Source organism: Lentzea cavernae (genome assembly GCF_014653695.1).
Taxonomy (GTDB): Bacteria; Actinomycetota; Actinomycetes; order Mycobacteriales; family Pseudonocardiaceae; genus Lentzea; species Lentzea cavernae.
Window position 1 is genome coordinate 121,354 of record NZ_BNAR01000014.1, and the last position, 16,024, is coordinate 137,377.

Sequence of the window (16,024 nt, forward strand, 5' to 3'; positions counted from 1 at the left end):
TTTCGGAGGGCCCGCACGAGCACGTGCGGAACACTCCGGCAAGGGTGGGACTTCACACTGGTGTCAAGTGCAAGACCGAGCGGCGGGAGGACCCATGCGCATCGGCGAACTGGCGCAGGCCAGCGGCGTCAGCGCCCGATCGTTGCGCTACTACGAGGAGCAGGGGCTCATCCGCTCGACGCGCAGCGCGGGAGGGTGGCGGGTCTTCGAGCCGTCCGCGGTCGAGCGGGTCGTGATGATCCAGCACCTGCTCGCCGCAGGGCTGTGCAGCGTCACGATCGGCGAGCTGCTCCCGTGCCTCGAGGCGGATCCCGAGGAGCGCACCGGCGTCATGGAGGCGTTGCTGTCGCAGGAGGTCGCCAGGCTCGAGGCCAAGCGGCGCGACATCGACCGCGAGCTCGACGTCCTGCAAGCGCTCCGCCGGGACGTCAGCGCGCTCCCCGCGCCCTAAATCAGCTTGCCGGGGTTCAGGATCCCGGTCGGGTCGAGCCGGTCCTTCACCGCGCGCAGCACGTCGACCCCGATGGCCCCGATCTCCTTGTCCAGCCAGGGCAGGTGATCGCGGCCCACCGCGTGGTGGTGGGTGATCGTGCCGAGCCGGGAGATCCCGTCCGACGCGGCGACCTTGGCCTTCGCCCACTGCCCCACGGGATCGGCGAGGTCCCTGGGCACCAGCACGGTGAAGTACAGCGAGGCCCCGGTCTCGTAGGCGTGCGAGATGTGGCACATGACAACGGGGTTCCCGAGTTCCGCCACCAACGCGTCCCGCACGGCGTCGCGGAGCTCGGAGACCTTCGACCAGTGGGTGGCGGTCTCCAGCGTCTCGACGCAGACTCCGGCGTCCAGCAGGGCGTCCCGCTGCCGGGGCCCGTTGAACCGCCCGTGCAGCCACGAGGCACCCATCGCCCGCCCGAGCCGCACGACCTTGTGCTCCCTCAAAACACTCGTGGTCGCGGCACGGGACCGGCACTCCCAGCCCAGGATCACCAGGCAGGGCTGCTTGACCCCGCGCAGCTTCAGGTACTTCTTCACGACGTCGGCCTTGGAGCCCGCCATCTCGAGCGCGACCTCCGTCTCGTCCACATCGGACAGACGGGTGACGTCGGCCAGCGCCCCGGCCTGGGCCAGGGACCGCACCAGTGACGCCCCGGCCTCCCAGCCGTCGACGACGAAACCCTCGTACCGGGGCGCGCGGGGCTTGGCCCGGACCCGCAGCGACACCTCGGTGATGACGCCGAAGAGCCCTTCGCTGCCCAGCACGAGCTGCTTCAGGTCGGGCCCGGCGGCCGACGCGGGGGCGGCGCCGGCCACCCACTCCCCCACGGGCGTGGCGACGCGGACCGACTCGACCATGTCCTCGAACCGCCCGTAGCCGGACGAAGCCTGACCGGCGGACCGGGTGGCGGCGAACCCGCCGATGGTCGCCCGCTCGAAGGACTGCGGCACGTGCCCGAGCGTGAACCCGTGCTCCCCCAGCAACCGCTCGGCCTCCGGACCGGTGACTCCGGCCTGCAGGACGGCGACCCGGGACACGGGATCGACGGACACCAACGCCCCGAGCCCGGCGAGGTCCAGGGCGACCACGGCGGACTTGGACCCGCGCAGGGCCTCGACCCCGCCCACGACGGAGGTGCCGCCACCGAACGGCACCACGGCGACGTCGTGCTCGACGCAGACCTGCAGCACCTCGGCGACCTCCTCGGGCGAGGCGGGCTGCACGACCGCGTCCGGCACGGCCGGTTCCCCGTGCCCGCGACGGCGCAGCAGGTCGAGGTAGGACAACCCGCCGGCCCGTCCGAGCCGGTCCTCGTCCTCGACGGAGATCGCGCTGACCGCCTCCAGCGCCGTGAAGGTGTCGGCGGAGAGCGCGGACGGAGGCACCACGACGGGTACCTCGGCGAACGGCTCGCCCAGCCCGACGCGCTGGCTGAGCCACGCCAGCGCATGCGGCGGCAACGGCACGGTTTCGGAGGTCCATCGAGCCCTGGTCACTGCTACAGTGTTACACATGACGTCTCAACGTCACACCCACGAAGCCCTGCTCGACGCCACCCGTGAGTGTGTTCTGGAGGTGGGAGTCCGCCGGACGACCCTCACCGACGTGGCGAAACGGGCCAACGTGAGCCGCATGACGCTCTACCGCCGCTATCCGGACGTCGACCACCTCGTGCGGGCCCTGATGACGCGTGAGTTCGCCGCGATCCTCGAAGCGGTGGAACGGGCCGGTGGGCACGGTAACGCCCGCGAGCAGCTCGTTCAGCGGGCCGTGGACGCCATCCGGCTGCTCGACGCCAACCCCCTCATGCAACGCGTGCTGCAGCTCGACGCGGACCTGATGCTGCCGTACCTCACCGACCGGCTCGGCAGCACGCAGCGGCTGGTCGAGCAGTTCCTCGTCGCACAGGTCGAGGCGGGCCACCTCGACGGGTCGATCCGGTTCGGTGACGCCAAGACGCAGGCGCGCGTCGTGCTGCTCAGCACGCAGTCGATGGTCCTGTCGACGCGACCCGCCACGTCCGGGCTCGACTTCGGCGCCCTGCTCGACGAGCTCGCCAAGCAGCTGGACGGAGCCCTGAAGCCGTGAACACCTCCCTGAACGCCGCCCGGCGCGAGCAGGACCTCGAAGCAGCGCAACGGGAAGTCGCCGACGTCCTCGTGATCGGCGGCGGGGTCACGGGCGCGGGCGTCGCGCTCGACGCGGCGTCCAGGGGCCTCAGGACGGTGCTGCTGGAGGCGCACGACCTGGCGTTCGGGACGTCGCGGTGGTCCAGCAAGCTCGTCCACGGCGGCCTGCGCTACCTCGCGAAGGGCGACGTGCGGCTCGCCCACGAGAGCGCCGTCGAGCGCGGCGTCCTGATGACCAGGACGGCGCCGCACCTCACCCGCACGCTGCCGATGCTGTTCCCCCTGCACGCCACCGCGGGCCACTTCGTCATGTCCGGCTTCCGCGCCGGCAACGCGTTGCGCATCGCCGCCCGCACGCCGTCGGACGTGCTGCCGGGCCCTCGCCGGGTGTCGAGGCACGAAGCCCTGGCACTGGTTCCCGGGCTGGATCCGCACGAGCTCACCGGCGGACTCCTGAGCTACGACGGCCAGCTCATCGACGACGCCCGGCTCGTCGTGGCGCTGGCCAGGACGGCGGCGGGCCACGGCGCGAGGATCATCACCCGCGCGAAGGTCGTGACGCTGCAAGGAGATGGCGCCGAGGTCCAGGACACGCTCACCGGCACCACGTTCACCGTCAGGGCCAAGGCGGTGATCAACGCGACCGGCGTCTGGGCCGGCACGCTCGCCCCGGTGCACCTGCGCCCGTCGCGCGGCTCGCACCTGGTCCTCGACGCGAGGTCCGCCGGCCTCACCGGGACGGCGCTGACCATCCCCGTCCCCGGCGAGCGCAACCGCTACGCCTTCCTGCTGCCCCAGGCGAACGGCCGCGCGTACCTGGGCCTCACCGACGAGCCGGTGGACGAGATCCCCGACGTGCCGGTGGTTCCCGAGTCCGATGTGGACTTCCTGCTCACGACCGCTTCCCAGGTGCTGCAACGGGATCTCACCCGTGCCGACGTCATCGGGAGCTACGCGGGCCTGCGCCCGTTGCTCCAGGCCGACGGCCGGACCGCGGACCTGTCGCGCAACCACGCCGTGCTGAGGGCGCCGAACGGCGTGATCACGATCGTCGGCGGCAAGCTCACCACGTACCGCAGGATGGCGGCGGACGCGGTCGACGCCACGAACCTGACGCAGATCCCCTGCCGCACCAAGGACATCCGCCTCGTCGACGACAGGCCCGCGCCGACCACCCCGATCGCGCCCGGCGTCACCGAGGCCGACGTCGTCCACGCGATCCGGCACGAGGGCGCGCTCGACGCCGACGACGTCCTGGACCGGCGCACGCGCATCGGACTGGTGCCCCAAGACCGCGCGAAGGCAGCACCGGAGATCGCGAAACTCCTGGCGAACGCGTGAAAAACGGGGCGCCCGCGAAGGACGCCCCGTTCTCAGCGCAAGGATCTCAGTGCGGGATCGGCGCGGAGGTCACTCGCCGATGACCGGCTTCGCGGCCTTGGGCGGGTCGACCAGCGCCTCGCCCTCGATCCGGACCTTCCGCTTGTGCTCGTTGCTGCCGCCCTGCTGACCACCGGCACCGCCCATCGGGGCGCCGCCCATCATCCCGGCGCCCATGCCGCCGCCACCCTTGGCCGCGCCACCGGCGCCACCCGCGGCGGCGGGAGCAGCCTGAGCACCGCCGCTGCCGGACGCCATGACGCCCGCCGCACCGCCGAACTGGGTCGCCGCGGTGCCACCGGCACCACCGCCACCGGCAGGGCCACCGCCGAGGCCGGCGGGCATGCCGCCACCTCCGCCGCCGCCCATGCCCTTGGGAACGCCGCCACCTCCGCCACCACCGGCGCCGCCTCCAGCGGCAGCCGTCGCGGCGTGGTCGGTGGTCGGCGGGCGGTACCACTCGTTCGGCGTGGTCGGGACGCCGCCGATCGCCGGAGGCTTGGTCCCGGTGTTGCCACCGGCCGTCGTGGTCGTGCCGGGCTCCCAGTGACCGGGGACCCAGCGACCGGGGCCGCTCGTGCCCGTGCCGGAACCCGTACCCGTGCCGGGCGGGACGTAGCCGGTGCCGGACTGGCCGCCGGAGCCGGACCCCGCCCCACCGCCGGGACGGCCGCTCTGGCCGCCGGGAGGCGTGTAGATCGGGCTGCCGGGAGAACCGGGGCTCGTGCCGGGGCCGCCAGGACCTCCCTGGTAGCCGCCCTGGCCACCGGGGTTCTCCCAGCCGGGCCGGACCTGCGAGCCACCGCTCGCGGCGGGCAGCGTGCCACCGGCGTAACCGCCGCCGGCGCCGCTCGTGAACGTGCCGCCCGCGCCCGAGGACGCGCGGTCCTGCTGGTCGCCGCGGATGCCGTCGAAGCCGCCGGAGGTGTTGCGGACCGAACCGCCGCCCGCGCCGCCCTTGGCGTTGTTCGCCATGGTGGAGATCGCGTCGATGATCGACTCGGCGGCCTTGGCGATCTGCGAGACCGACTGGACCAGCTTCAGCAGCTTCTGCACGGAGCCGACGAGCTTCTGCAGGAAGTCGGAGAGCTTCTTCGCGTAGTTGACCGCGGTCGTGACGATGTCCGCGATCGCGCCCGCGATGGCCGCGCCGAAGGTCAGGAACGAGGCCGCCAGCCACTGGATGATCTTCATGACCATGTCGGACACGGCCTGGCTGATCAGGTCCATGATCATCTTGCGGACGGTGCCGACGAGCTCACCGGCGCCCTTCACCGCGCCCGCGATGCCGTCGACCGACTTCGCGAGGGTCTCCAGGCCGGTCGCGTGCCGCTTGGCGGCGGCGCGGTAGCCGTCGGCCGCCCTGCCCTGCCACTCGCGGGTCTGCGAGACGCAGATCTTCTCGTACTCGGTCGCGATGCCCTTGACCTGCTTGCCCGCGTTCTTGAACGACTCGGACATCTTGGCGATGGACTCGGGGCTGCCGAGCAGGACGTCGAACGGCTCGCGCAGGAAGTCGACGTGCTGGATGGCCCAGCTGAAGCCAGCGGACAGGAAGCCGCTGAGCGGGTTCGAGGCGTTGCCGACCATGCCCATGGCCGCGTTCGCGATGCCGAGGCCGCCGCTGACCCAGTCGCCGCTCTCGATGGACGAGTAGGCGTTCGAGATGGTGTTGAACAGCTGAGCGGTGTCACCGCTGCCGGACTGCGTCGCAGGGGCGTTCATCCCCGGCCTCCCTTGAAGCCGAACATGTTGTCGAGGTCGACCTGCTCGTACTGCTCGACGGTCTTCTTGAGCCCGTTGCCCATGTCCATGAGCGAGTTGGCGGCCTTGCCCAGCATGTCCTGCGACAGGCCGGCCTCCTGGAGGACCTTCGAGGCCAGGAACCCGAGGAAGACGCCGAACGCCTCAGTGGTGAGGGCACCCGGATCACACGTCTCGGTGGCCTTGCGCATCCGTTCCATGAGCCGGTCCACGCTCGCGGCGTGGGTTCTCAGCTCGTCGAGATCGATGTTGAAGTGCTGCTGCACGACTTACCCCCTCCTGCACTCAGGCCATGACGTCGGGCGGGTTGGTGAAGTAGTCGTCGTCAGGCCGCGTGTCCTTGCGCTCCAACTCCGACTTCGGTTCTTCCTCGTCGGTTCCGTCGCCCTTGTAGCCGTTCGGCATCTGCGCCTTCACGAACTCGAGAGCGGGGCTGTCGCCGACGAAGTCCGTCATGATCTGCACGACACGCCCGGAGGCGTCCCGCTGGGCCTTTGACGAGGCAGTGAGCACCGCGGAGGCGATCTCGCTGGGGTCCATGCCGCGCGCTTCGGGCTTGATCTGGAGATCGGTCAACACACCTGTTGCGTTAACGGTCACCGTGATCAGGCCGTCTGGTGAGCTGGCGCTGCCACCCACACCACCGAGCTGGTCCCGTGCCTGTTCGGCGTGCTGCTTGGCCTGCTCGATCTTGGCCCCGTACTGCTTGAGCCACTGATCCGGGTCGATGGGCTGCATGGTCACCCCCGTTGAGTGAATTGGTCGTTCGTTCGATTCGCCGTAGACGCCCGTATCGTTTCACCCGTTCCCTGCTCATCGATACTTTCAGTGCGATTACCGCCATCCGGGCTAACGAAGGGGTTCACCGTGCCTGAGGGAGTGCTGGAGATCGACAGGATCTCCAAGCGCTACGGGGAGGTCGTCGCCCTGCGGGACATGTCCTTCGACGTGCGCGCCGGCGAGCTCTTCGGGTTCGTCGGGAGCAACGGCGCCGGGAAGACCACGGCCATGCGCATCGCGCTGGGCGTGCTCGTCGCCGACTCCGGCGAGGTGCGGTGGAACGGGAGAACCGTCGACTTCGACACGCGGCGCCGCATCGGCTACATGCCGGAGGAGCGCGGCCTCTACCCGCGGATGAAGGTGCTCGACCAGCTGGTCTACCTGGCCGAACTGCACGGCATGGGCACCAACGAGGCCCACACGAGCGCGGAGAACTGGATCGCGCGCCTCGGCCTGCGCGACCGCCGCTCGGACGAGGTGCAGCGCCTGAGCCTCGGCAACCAGCAGCGCGTGCAGCTGGCCGCCGCGCTGGTGCACGAGCCGGACGTGCTGGTGCTCGACGAGCCGTTCTCCGGCCTCGACCCGGTCGCGGTGGACGTGATGAGCCAGGTGCTGCGCGAGAAGGCGTCCGCCGGGGTGCCCGTGGTGTTCTCGAGCCACCAGCTCGACCTGGTGGAACGGCTGTGCGACCGGGTCGGCATCGTCGGTGCCGGTTCGATGGTCGCCAGTGGAACGGTCGATGAACTCCGGTCCGGTGGCACGCCCCGCCTGGTGGTGGAGTCGCCGACGACGGACTGGGCTGCCACGCTGGGTGGTGTGCGGGTGATCGAGAAGAACGGGACGCGTTGCGTCCTCGAGCTCGCCGACGGCGTGGACGACCAGACGGTGCTGCACGCGGCGCTCGCGGTGGGCCCGGTCCACGAGTTCTCCCGGCAGCGCCCGTCGCTGACCGAGCTGTTCCGCAACGTGGTGACCACCGAGGGCAGGAACGCATGACGTCGGCCCGATCCGTCTCGCTGGTGGCGAAGCGCGAGTTCGTCTCGAAGGTGCGCACCAGGTCCTTCCTCGTCGGCACCGCGGTGATCATCGCCGTGCTCGCCGGGTACGTGGTGCTGCAGTCGGTCCTGTTCGACGACCAGCAGCGCAGCGTCGTCGGGCTGTCGGGCCAGGCAACGCAGCTCGCGGATCCGTTGCGGGAGAAGGCCAGGGCGTTCGGCGTGGACGTGGAGACGCGGGACGTCACGACCGCGGGCGACGCCGAGCAGCAGGTGCGCGACGGCGCGCTGGACGCGCTGGTGACCGGTGCGCCGCCGGAGCTGAAGATGATCGTCAAGGGCTCCGGCGACGAGGTGCTGACGACGACGTTGAACGACGTGCTGCGCCAGCAGGTGCTGATCGCGCAGCTCGCCGAGGCGGGCACCACCCCGCAGGAGGTCGCGCAGAGCCTCGCGGGCGTCAAGGTGGACGTCACCGCGCTGGAACCTGTTGACCCGCAACGAGGTCAGCGCCTGGCGATCGGGTTGATCGTGGCCGCGCTGCTGTACTACTCGTTGCTGGTCTACGGCACGATGGTCGCGCAGGGCGTGGTCGAGGAGAAGTCCAGCCGGGTCGTGGAGATCCTGCTCGCGACCCTGCGGCCGTGGCAGTTGTTGCTGGGCAAGGTGATCGGGCTCGGCGCGGTCGGCCTGCTGCAGCTGCTGGTGATCTCCACGGTCGGCCTCGGCCTGTCGTCCGCGTTCGACGTCATCGACGTGAGCACCCTGGGCGGCGCGGCCCTGCTGACCGGCGTGCTCTGGTACCTGCTCGGCTTCTTCCTGTACGCCACCGTGTTCGCGGCCGCCGCGTCGCTGGTGTCGCGGCAGGAGGAGCTGCAGTCGGTGCTGACGCCGATCAGCATGACGATCATCGTGGCGTTCGTGGCTGGCATCAACCTGATGATCGGCAGCCCGTCCGGCACGACGGTCACCGTGCTGTCGCTGCTGCCGCCGTTCGCCCCGATCCTGATGCCAGGCCGGATGGCGCTGGGCGTCGCACCGGCCTGGCAGGTCGTGCTCGCGGTCGTGCTCGCCCTGGCGGCCATCGCCGCGATCACCTGGCTGGGCGGCAAGGTCTACGCGAACGCCGTGCTGCGCACCGGCGCCCGCGTCAAGCTCCGCGAGGCCCTCAGGCTTTGATGGCCTGGTACCGGTCGAGCGCCACCTGGCGTTCGACCGCGTGGTCGACGATCGGGTCGATGTCGGGCGAGTCCGGCGCGTACCTCCGCACGTAGGCGCCGTCCGGGTCGAACTTCTTGGCCTGCGTCATCGGGTTGAAGACGCGGAAGAACGGCGAGGCGTCCGTGCCGCTGCCCGCCACCCACTGCCAGTTGTGCTGGTTCGAGGCGATGTCGCCGTCGATCAGGTGGTTCATGAAGTGCCGCGCACCCCACCACCACGGCAGGTGCAGGTCCTTGACGAGGAAGCTCGCGACGATCATGCGCACCCGGTTGTGCATGAAGCCCTCCTGCAGCAGCTGCCGCATCCCGGCGTCGACGATCGGGAACCCGGTGCGGCCCTCCTTCCAGGCCTCGAACAGGTCCTTGTCCTCGTCGAGCTGCATGCGGTCGAACTTGCGGTCGTAGTTCTGCCGCGCGGTCTCCGGCTTGTGCCACAGCACGTCGGCGTAGAACTCACGCCACGCGAGCTCGCTGCGATACGTTCCGTCACAGTCCTGGAGCAGCGTCCGGGGGTGCAGCACGCCCCACCGCAGGAACGCCGACATCCTGCTAGTCGCGTCCATGTCGGGACGGTCGCGGGTCGTGTCGTAGTCCTCGAGCCGTTCGTCGCGGAACTCCTCCCAGAGGCTCTGAGCGTCCGGGAGTTTCTCCTCGACCTTCGGGATCTTCTCCGTGCGTTCCGGCTTCATCCAGTCCACAGTGGACGCATCCGTGTCGGCGGGCTTGCGCCAGCCGTGCTCCAGCCAGGCGTTGCGGAACGGCGTGAAGACCTTGAACGGCGTGCCGTCCTGCTTGCGCACCCGGCCCGGCGCCACGGCGTAGGGCGAGCCGGAGCGGACGAGTTCGATGTCCCCCAACGCTTCGTCGACGGCCTCGTCCCGGTGGTGCCCGTACGGCGCGTAGTCCGCGGAGATGTGGACGCTCCCCGCGCCGATCTCCTTCGCGACGCGCGGAACGACCTCCACCGGATCACCGCGCACGATCATCAGGCGGCCGCCCAGTTCGTCGTTCAAGGCGTGCAAACAGCGGTGCAGGAAATCGATTCGCGGCTGCCCCGACGGTTTCAGCAACCGGTCGTCGAGAACGAACAACGCGAGTGCACGAGGTGAACTTTCCGCGGCCACGAGAATGGCCGGATGATCGGATGTCCGCAAATCGCGGCGGAACCAGACGAGCGACGGGGAAGAACTCACGGATCGACGCTAAAGCGCCCGCGAGCGATCTGCATGACGGGCGGCGCCCCGCACGGGTGAAGCGGCACAGGCGAGGTTCTCCCCACGTCCACCACGACGTCGCCCTCCACGGCCCCTGGCAAGGCTGAAGGCGCGCCACCAGCGGTGACGCGCCTTCAGCCTGTCAGAAGACTAGCTGATGATCAGCGGTTCTCCATCGCGATGAAGTCGCGCTCGGTCGGGCCGGTGTAGATCTGCCGCGGGCGGCCGATCTTGGTGGCCGGGTCGTTGATCATCTCGCGCCAGTGCGCGATCCAGCCGGGGAGCCGGCCGAGCGCGAACAGCACGGTGAAGAACTTGGTCGGGAAGCCCATCGCCCGGTAGATCAGACCCGTGTAGAAGTCCACGTTCGGGTAGAGCTTGCGGGAGATGAAGTAGTCGTCGCTCAGTGCGGCTTCTTCCAGCTGCTTCGCGATGTCGAGCAGCTGGTCGTCGGCGCCGAGCTTGCCGAGGATCTCGTCGGCCGTCTTCTTGATGATCGCGGCGCGCGGGTCGTAGTTCTTGTAGACCCGGTGGCCGAAGCCCATCAGGCGGACGCCGTCCTCCTTGTTCTTCACCTTGTTGACGAACGACTGCACGTCGCCGCCGTCGTTCTTGATCTTCTCCAGCATCTCCAGCACCGCGCTGTTCGCACCGCCGTGCAGCGGGCCGAACAGGGCGTTGATGCCCGCGGAGATGGAGGCGAACAGGTTCGCCTCGGAGGAGCCGACCAGGCGCACGGTCGACGTGGAGCAGTTCTGCTCGTGGTCGGCGTGCAGGATGAAGAGCAGGTCGAGCGCGCGGACCAGGTCCGGGTCGAGGTCGTAGGCCTCGGCCGGGAACCCGAAGGTCATCCGCAGGAAGTTCTCCACCAGGCCAAGGGAGTTGTCCGGGTAGAGGAACGGCTGGCCGACCGACTTCTTGTACGCGTAGGCCGCGATGGTCGGCAGCTTGGCGAGGAGGCGGATCGTGGAGATCTCCACCTGGTTCGCGTCGAACGGCGACAGCGAGTCCTGGTAGAAGGTCGACAGCGCGGAGACCGCGGACGACAGCACCGGCATCGGGTGCGCGTCGCGGGGGAAGCCGTCGAAGAAGCGCTTGAGGTCCTCGTGCAGCAGCGTGTGCCTGCTGATCTTGGAGGAGAAGTCCTCGAGCTGCGCGGCGGTCGGAAGCTCGCCGTAGATCAGGAGGTAGGAGACCTCCGCGAAGTTCGAGCGCGCGGCCAACTGCTCGATCGGATACCCGCGGTAACGCAGAATTCCGGCGTCACCGTCGATGTAGGTGATCTCGGAGGAGCAGGAGGCCGTGTTGACGAAACCGGTGTCCAGGGTTACCAGACCGGTGGTCGACAGCAGCTTGCCGAGTTCGATGCCGGAGGCGCCTTCGGACGCCGGCACCACCTTCATCTCGAGCTCTCCGCCCTCATGGCGCAGCGCGACGGTCTGTGGGTCGGTCGGCGCAGTCGTCGCGTCGGGCATTCAAGTCCCTCTCAACGCTCGGACGGGGTGGCGGCAGGCCACGCTGGGCCAGCCGTCGTCTCGGACCACCCCGTTGGGATCTGAGTCTTCAAGTCCACTCACGCTAGTCGGCGGAAGGCCCGCCTCGCAGCAGCGGTGTGAACCGATTCTGTGAGATGGGACCGGCATCACATCCGCAATGCCAGGTTTCTAGCGCGGCTACCCCACGGTAGTCCGATCCTCCGTTTTATCCACCCAACGCGGCGGTGAGTTCGCTCGCAAAGGGCGGTTCGGCACCCGCACGGGAACATGTGATCGCGGCGGCCGCACCCGCGTACGTCAATGCGGCGGTCCATTCCTCCGCGGAGAGGCCGCGGATCTTCTCCGCGCTCAACGCGTCGTGGTCGTGCAGCCACGCGAGCAGGGCGCCTTGCACCGTGTCCCCCGCACCGATCGTGTCGACCACGTCCACCTTCACGGGCGGCACGTCGACCTGTCCGGTGGCCGTGATCACGGAGAGACCGTCGCCACCTTTCGTCAGGACCACGGCGGCGGGTCCCTGTGAAATCCACGTCCTTGCGATCTCGATCACGTCGTCGGCCTCGGCGAGCCACTGCGCGTCCTCGACCGACAGCTTCAGCAGCCCGACGTCCGGCAGCCACGACCGGAACCGCGCGCGGTAGGCGCCCGGATCGTGGATCAGCCCTGCCCGGATGTTGGGGTCGAGCGCCGTGAGCAAGCGCTTGCTCTCGCGGCGCAGCACCGTCTCGTAGACCGAGGCGCCGGGCTCCAGGACGAGGGAGAGCGTGCCGAACGACACGGCCTTCGCGTCCGCGGGCAGCGGGCCGGGGTCCTCGACGAGCCGGTCGGCGGTGCCGTCGACGTAGAACGCGTAGCGCGCGCTTCCGTCCTCCGTCAGGCCGACGACGGCGAGCGTGGTGTTCTCCGGTCCACGTTGGACGAGCTCCGTCCCCACGTTCGACGCGTGCAGCCGCTTCACCAACTGCTCGCCGAAGTGGTCGGTCGAGACCCGCGACAGGAAGCCCGTCGGCACGTCCAGCCGCCCGAGCGCGACGGCCACGTTGTACGGCCCGCCACCGAGCTTCGGGGCGAGCGGCGTGAGCTCGTCGTCCCCCACCGGCACCATGTCGACGAGTGCCTCACCAGCAACCACGATCACGCGTTCTACTCCTTCTGGGAAGCGCCCGTCCTCTGGAGCCCATCCAACAACAGTTCACCCAGCGCGGTGAACGCCTCGGCGTCCGAAACGCCTGCCCGCTTCGTGAGGACCCCGGTCTGGATGCCCTCGATGAGCAGCCCGGCCATCTCGGCGAAGAGAGTCGCGTGCACCTCGCGGAACACGTGGTGCTCCACACCGTCCTGGATGAACGACTTGATGCGCTCGGCCGCAGCGCGCGCGTTGCGCTCGTACGTGGCCCGCGTGGGCGGGAAGTCGGACACGTCCGCGATGAACGCCGCCGAGGCCTTGCTCAGCTCCTCCGCGGCGCCCGCGAGGTAGCTGCCGATGCGTTTGCGCACGTCGTTGAGGCCCGCGATGCGCTTCTCGATGCGCTCGGCCGCCCCTTTGAAGTACCGGCCGACGACCCTGACCGCCAGCTGCTCCTTGCTGCCGGCGAGCGCGTACAGCGTGGACTTCGAGCAGTGCAGCCTGCCCGCGATGTCGTCCAGCGTGAAATGTCCGAAGCCCTCGGTGAGGAACAACGCCTCCAACCGGGTGAGCAGCTCGGCCTGCCGCTGCGTGAGAGCCCGCGTCATGGTGAGGACCCTGCCACATTCACTGGCTGCTGTACTGCACAGCGCACTAGAGTACTGCTAACAGTACTCAACGGAGGTCGACGATGCCCGCCGAGCGGCTGCTCCCCACGCAAGAGGCCGAAGACCTGATCGCGCTGGTCAAGGAGATCGCGCGAGACGAGCTGAAGCCCCACGCCGCGGACGCCGAGGAGAACGAGAAGTTCCCCCGCGACGCGTTCCGCCTGCTGGGCAGGTCAGGCCTGCTGGGCCTGCCGTACTCCGAGGAGTTCGGCGGCGGCGAACAGCCCTACGAGGTGTACCTGCAGGCCCTCGAAGAGGTCGCGTCCGCGTGGATGACGGTCGCCGTGGGCATGTCCGTGCACGTGATGTCCTGCTACGGCCTCGCCACGTTCGGCACCCGCGAGCAGCAGGACCGCTGGCTCCCCGAGATGCTCGAGGGCGAACTGCTGGGCGGCTACGCCCTCTCCGAGGTCCAGGCGGGCTCCGACCCGGCCGCCATGTCGACCAGGGCAGTCCGCAAGGGCGACGAGTACGTCGTGAACGGCACCAAGGCGTGGATCACCCACGCCGGCGCCGCCGACTTCTACACCCTGATGGCCCGCACGTCCCCGGACGCGGGCCGAGGCATCTCCTGCTTCCTCGCCCCCGGCGAGGCCCAGGGCCTCGAAGCCGCCACCCCGGAACGCAAGATGGGCCTCACCGGCTCGATCACCGCACAACTCGCGTTCGACGACGTCCACTTCGGCACCGACCGCCTCATCGGCAACGAGGGCGACGGCCTCAAGATCGCACTGTCCGCTTTGGACTCGGGCCGCCTCGGCATCGCCGCCTGCGCCGTGGGCCTCGCCCAAGCGGCCCTGGACGAGGCAGTCGCGTACGCCAAGACCCGCACCCAGTTCGGCCGCCCGATCATCGAGTTCCAGGGCCTCGAGTTCCTCCTGGCCGACATGGCGGCAGCCGTCGAGTCGGCACGGGCGACGTACCTGATGGCCGCCCGCCGCCGCGACCGCGGACTCCCGTTCCGCCAGCAGGCGTCGATCGCCAAGCTCGTCGCCACGGACGCGGCGATGAAGGTGACGACCGACGCCGTGCAGGTGCTCGGCGGCGCGGGCTACACCCGCGACTTCCCGGTGGAGCGCTACATGCGCGAGGCCAAGGTCCTGCAGATCTTCGAGGGCACCAACCAGATCCAGCGCCTGGTCATCGGCAGGGGCCTGCGCTAACCACGCTCACGGTAGAAGGGGTCGGCCACGACCCCTTCACCCTTCGCCTCGTCCCACGTGTAAACCTCACGCCCCTGCACGAACACGTGCAACGCCCGGCTCATCACGTCGAGCGGGTCGCCAGACCAGATCACCACGTCACCATCAAGCCCGGCCTTGAGCGACCCCACCCGGTCGTCCAGCCCCATGATCCGCGCCGGGTTCGTCGTGATCGACTTCAACGCGACATCGCTGTCCAACCCCTCCTTCACCGCCAAGGTGGCCTGGTGCACCAGGAAGTGAATGGGCACAACGGGATGATCGGTGGTGATCGCGAGCTCAACTCCGGCCCGCGCCAGGATCCCGGGATTGCGCAACCCCCGGTTCCGCAGCTCCACTTTGGACCGCGACGTGAACAGCGGCCCGATGATGACCGGAATCTGCTTGTCCGCAATGAGATCCGCGATCAGATGACCTTCGGTCCCGTGGTTGAGGATCAACCGGTACCCGAACTCCTCGGACAGCCGAATGGCCGTGGCGATGTCATCAGCCCGATGCGCGTGCTGACACCACCCCAGCTCACCGCTGAGCACCTTCCCGAGGATCTCCATCGTGTTGTCGCGGTCGAACGTCTTCCCGTCCGCCTCCGCCTCGGCCTTCTTGGCCGCGTAGTCCTGTGCCTTGGTCAACTGGTCCCGGATGACCGCCGCAACCCCTTGCCGCGTGGACGGCAGCTTCCCCTTGTCCCCGTACACCCGCTTCGGGTTCTCCCCGAGCGCGCTCTTCACGCTGACAGGCTCCTTGACGAGCATCTCGTCAACGGTCCGCCCCCAACACTTGATCGCGACCGTCTGCCCCCCGATGGGGTTGCCAGACCCGGGCTTGATCACCGCAGTCGTCACCCCACCACTCAAAGCGTCAGCAAACCCGAGGTCAGCAGGGTTGATCGCATCAAGCGCCCGCATCCGAGCACCAACAGGATCAGTCATCTCGTTGGTGTCCTGCCCAGCCCAGCCCTCGGCCTCCTCATGGACACCGATGTGCCCGTGCGCCTCGACGAACCCGGGCAGCACCCACCCCCCGTCCGCATCGACGACCTCGACACCATCGGGGATGTCCACGTCGGCGCCGACCGCGACGATCTTCCCGCCCTGGATGAGAACAGTGCCGCCTTCGACGGGTTCGCCGTCGACGGGCACGACGTAACCACCGGTGATCGCGATGTCCATGGTTAGCAACGCTAACGGTTCACACGACCATCGGCCACCCCAACGAACGCGAAGCCGAAGGCGAGCCGTCCTTCCCCGCGATGCCGAAGGCGAGCCGTCTTTCCACACGGCTTGGGCGGTGGGGTCCCATCACGAGTCGCACCACAGCACTTGCTGCATGTGAGTAGGGGTGTCAAGCGGGCACGCTCTTCGCCCGCTTGACACCCCTACTCACATGTGGCCCGCTCTTGGTACGACTTGTGATGGGACCCCACCGCCAACGCAACAAACAACGCAACAGGCAGCCGCCCAACACAAACAGGCGTGCCATCAACCCGCCGAGGGCGCTGGCCCCCATCTCAGATTGCCGGGGTCTGGGGCAGAGCCCCAGGGGAAGCACGCAACC

15 protein-coding genes are annotated in these 16,024 nt (G+C 69.2%); 6 read left to right on the forward strand and 9 right to left on the reverse strand.

The annotated features are described in order from the left end of the window. Positions 1-94: 94 nt before the first annotated feature. Complete coding sequence (locus IE307_RS35020; protein ID WP_191303701.1) at positions 95-451, forward strand: MerR family transcriptional regulator; 357 nt, start codon at positions 95-97, stop codon at positions 449-451. Here IE307_RS35020 and IE307_RS35025 read toward each other — a convergent pair. Continuing rightward, entirely contained in the window at positions 448-2,010 is a 1,563-nt protein-coding gene (locus IE307_RS35025) for an FAD-binding oxidoreductase (RefSeq protein ID WP_191303702.1), read from the reverse strand. The genes IE307_RS35020 and IE307_RS35025 overlap by 4 nt on opposite strands. Between IE307_RS35025 and IE307_RS35030 the strand changes: the two genes are divergently transcribed. Both IE307_RS35030 and IE307_RS35035 read left to right on the forward strand, forming a co-directional pair. Then, positions 2,009-2,584, forward strand: a complete 576-nt coding sequence (locus IE307_RS35030) for a TetR/AcrR family transcriptional regulator (RefSeq protein WP_191303703.1) — start codon at positions 2,009-2,011, stop codon at positions 2,582-2,584. The two genes, IE307_RS35025 and IE307_RS35030, sit on opposite strands and share 2 nt — an antisense overlap. Next, positions 2,581-3,966 (forward strand): glycerol-3-phosphate dehydrogenase/oxidase, encoded by a 1,386-nt coding sequence (locus tag IE307_RS35035; RefSeq protein WP_191303704.1) that lies wholly within the window; start codon positions 2,581-2,583, stop codon positions 3,964-3,966. The genes IE307_RS35030 and IE307_RS35035 overlap by 4 nt, the downstream gene beginning before the upstream one ends. A gap of 69 nt (positions 3,967-4,035) precedes the next feature. Here IE307_RS35035 and IE307_RS35040 read toward each other — a convergent pair whose 3' ends face one another. From IE307_RS35040 to IE307_RS35050, 3 genes are read right to left on the reverse strand one after another with little or no spacing between them, the layout of a single operon-like run. After that, on the reverse strand, positions 4,036-5,730 hold the full coding sequence (locus tag IE307_RS35040) for a WXG100 family type VII secretion target (RefSeq protein WP_191303705.1): 1,695 nt from the start codon (positions 5,728-5,730) through the stop codon (positions 4,036-4,038). After that, positions 5,727-6,035 carry a hypothetical protein gene (locus IE307_RS35045; RefSeq protein WP_191303706.1) on the reverse strand — a complete coding sequence of 103 codons (309 nt, stop codon included), beginning with the start codon at positions 6,033-6,035 and terminating at the stop codon, positions 5,727-5,729. The genes IE307_RS35040 and IE307_RS35045 overlap by 4 nt, the downstream gene beginning before the upstream one ends. 19 nt (positions 6,036-6,054) lie before the next feature. Further along, positions 6,055-6,507, reverse strand: a complete 453-nt coding sequence (locus tag IE307_RS35050; RefSeq protein WP_191303823.1) for a YbaB/EbfC family nucleoid-associated protein — start codon at positions 6,505-6,507, stop codon at positions 6,055-6,057. Between the two features lie 129 nt (positions 6,508-6,636). Here IE307_RS35050 and IE307_RS35055 point away from each other — a divergent pair, with 129 nt between their 5' ends. Then, on the forward strand, positions 6,637-7,545 hold the full coding sequence (locus tag IE307_RS35055) for an ABC transporter ATP-binding protein (protein WP_191303707.1): 909 nt from the start codon (positions 6,637-6,639) through the stop codon (positions 7,543-7,545). Beyond that, positions 7,542-8,723 (forward strand): ABC transporter permease, encoded by a 1,182-nt coding sequence (locus IE307_RS35060; protein ID WP_191303708.1) that lies wholly within the window; start codon positions 7,542-7,544, stop codon positions 8,721-8,723. The genes IE307_RS35055 and IE307_RS35060 overlap by 4 nt, the downstream gene beginning before the upstream one ends. Here IE307_RS35060 and IE307_RS35065 read toward each other — a convergent pair. The 4 genes from IE307_RS35065 to IE307_RS35080 all read right to left on the reverse strand — a co-directional run bounded on the left by IE307_RS35065 (position 8,713) and on the right by IE307_RS35080 (position 13,208). Then, a complete protein-coding gene (locus IE307_RS35065; protein WP_191303709.1) occupies positions 8,713-9,957 on the reverse strand; it encodes a cryptochrome/photolyase family protein in 1,245 nt (414 codons plus the stop codon). The genes IE307_RS35060 and IE307_RS35065 overlap by 11 nt on opposite strands. Before the next feature lie 182 nt (positions 9,958-10,139). Continuing rightward, positions 10,140-11,453, reverse strand: a complete 1,314-nt coding sequence (locus IE307_RS35070; RefSeq protein WP_191303710.1) for a citrate synthase — start codon at positions 11,451-11,453, stop codon at positions 10,140-10,142. 226 nt (positions 11,454-11,679) lie between these two features. Then, positions 11,680-12,612: a carbohydrate kinase family protein gene (locus tag IE307_RS35075; RefSeq protein WP_191303711.1), complete on the reverse strand. Its 933-nt coding sequence runs from the start codon at positions 12,610-12,612 to the stop codon at positions 11,680-11,682. A gap of 5 nt (positions 12,613-12,617) precedes the next feature. Further along, positions 12,618-13,208 carry a TetR/AcrR family transcriptional regulator gene (locus tag IE307_RS35080; RefSeq protein ID WP_191303712.1) on the reverse strand — a complete coding sequence of 197 codons (591 nt, stop codon included), beginning with the start codon at positions 13,206-13,208 and terminating at the stop codon, positions 12,618-12,620. Positions 13,209-13,291: 83 nt separating this feature from the next. On the opposite strand from IE307_RS35080, the gene IE307_RS35085 reads away from it, so the two are divergent. Continuing rightward, positions 13,292-14,431 carry an acyl-CoA dehydrogenase family protein gene (locus tag IE307_RS35085; protein ID WP_191303713.1) on the forward strand — a complete coding sequence of 380 codons (1,140 nt, stop codon included), beginning with the start codon at positions 13,292-13,294 and terminating at the stop codon, positions 14,429-14,431. Here IE307_RS35085 and IE307_RS35090 read toward each other — a convergent pair. Beyond that, positions 14,428-15,639, reverse strand: a complete 1,212-nt coding sequence (locus IE307_RS35090; RefSeq protein WP_191303824.1) for an amidohydrolase — start codon at positions 15,637-15,639, stop codon at positions 14,428-14,430. The two genes, IE307_RS35085 and IE307_RS35090, sit on opposite strands and share 4 nt — an antisense overlap. Positions 15,640-16,024 lie beyond the last annotated feature (385 nt).

What these genes read in the sequence shown, in the direction of transcription:
- IE307_RS35085 (WP_191303713.1), top strand. Translation starts at nt 13,292, where the DNA reads ATGCCCGCCGAGCGGCTGCTCCCCACGCAAGAGGCCGAAGACCTGATC.
- IE307_RS35025 (WP_191303702.1), bottom strand. Translation starts at nt 2,010, where the DNA reads ATGTGTAACACTGTAGCAGTGACCAGGGCTCGATGGACCTCCGAAACC.
- IE307_RS35020 (WP_191303701.1), top strand. Translation starts at nt 95, where the DNA reads ATGCGCATCGGCGAACTGGCGCAGGCCAGCGGCGTCAGCGCCCGATCG.
- IE307_RS35080 (WP_191303712.1), bottom strand. Translation starts at nt 13,208, where the DNA reads ATGACGCGGGCTCTCACGCAGCGGCAGGCCGAGCTGCTCACCCGGTTG.
- IE307_RS35070 (WP_191303710.1), bottom strand. Translation starts at nt 11,453, where the DNA reads ATGCCCGACGCGACGACTGCGCCGACCGACCCACAGACCGTCGCGCTG.
- IE307_RS35060 (WP_191303708.1), top strand. Translation starts at nt 7,542, where the DNA reads ATGACGTCGGCCCGATCCGTCTCGCTGGTGGCGAAGCGCGAGTTCGTC.
- IE307_RS35050 (WP_191303823.1), bottom strand. Translation starts at nt 6,507, where the DNA reads ATGCAGCCCATCGACCCGGATCAGTGGCTCAAGCAGTACGGGGCCAAG.
- IE307_RS35030 (WP_191303703.1), top strand. Translation starts at nt 2,009, where the DNA reads ATGACGTCTCAACGTCACACCCACGAAGCCCTGCTCGACGCCACCCGT.
- IE307_RS35090 (WP_191303824.1), bottom strand. Translation starts at nt 15,639, where the DNA reads ATGGACATCGCGATCACCGGTGGTTACGTCGTGCCCGTCGACGGCGAA.
- IE307_RS35040 (WP_191303705.1), bottom strand. Translation starts at nt 5,730, where the DNA reads ATGAACGCCCCTGCGACGCAGTCCGGCAGCGGTGACACCGCTCAGCTG.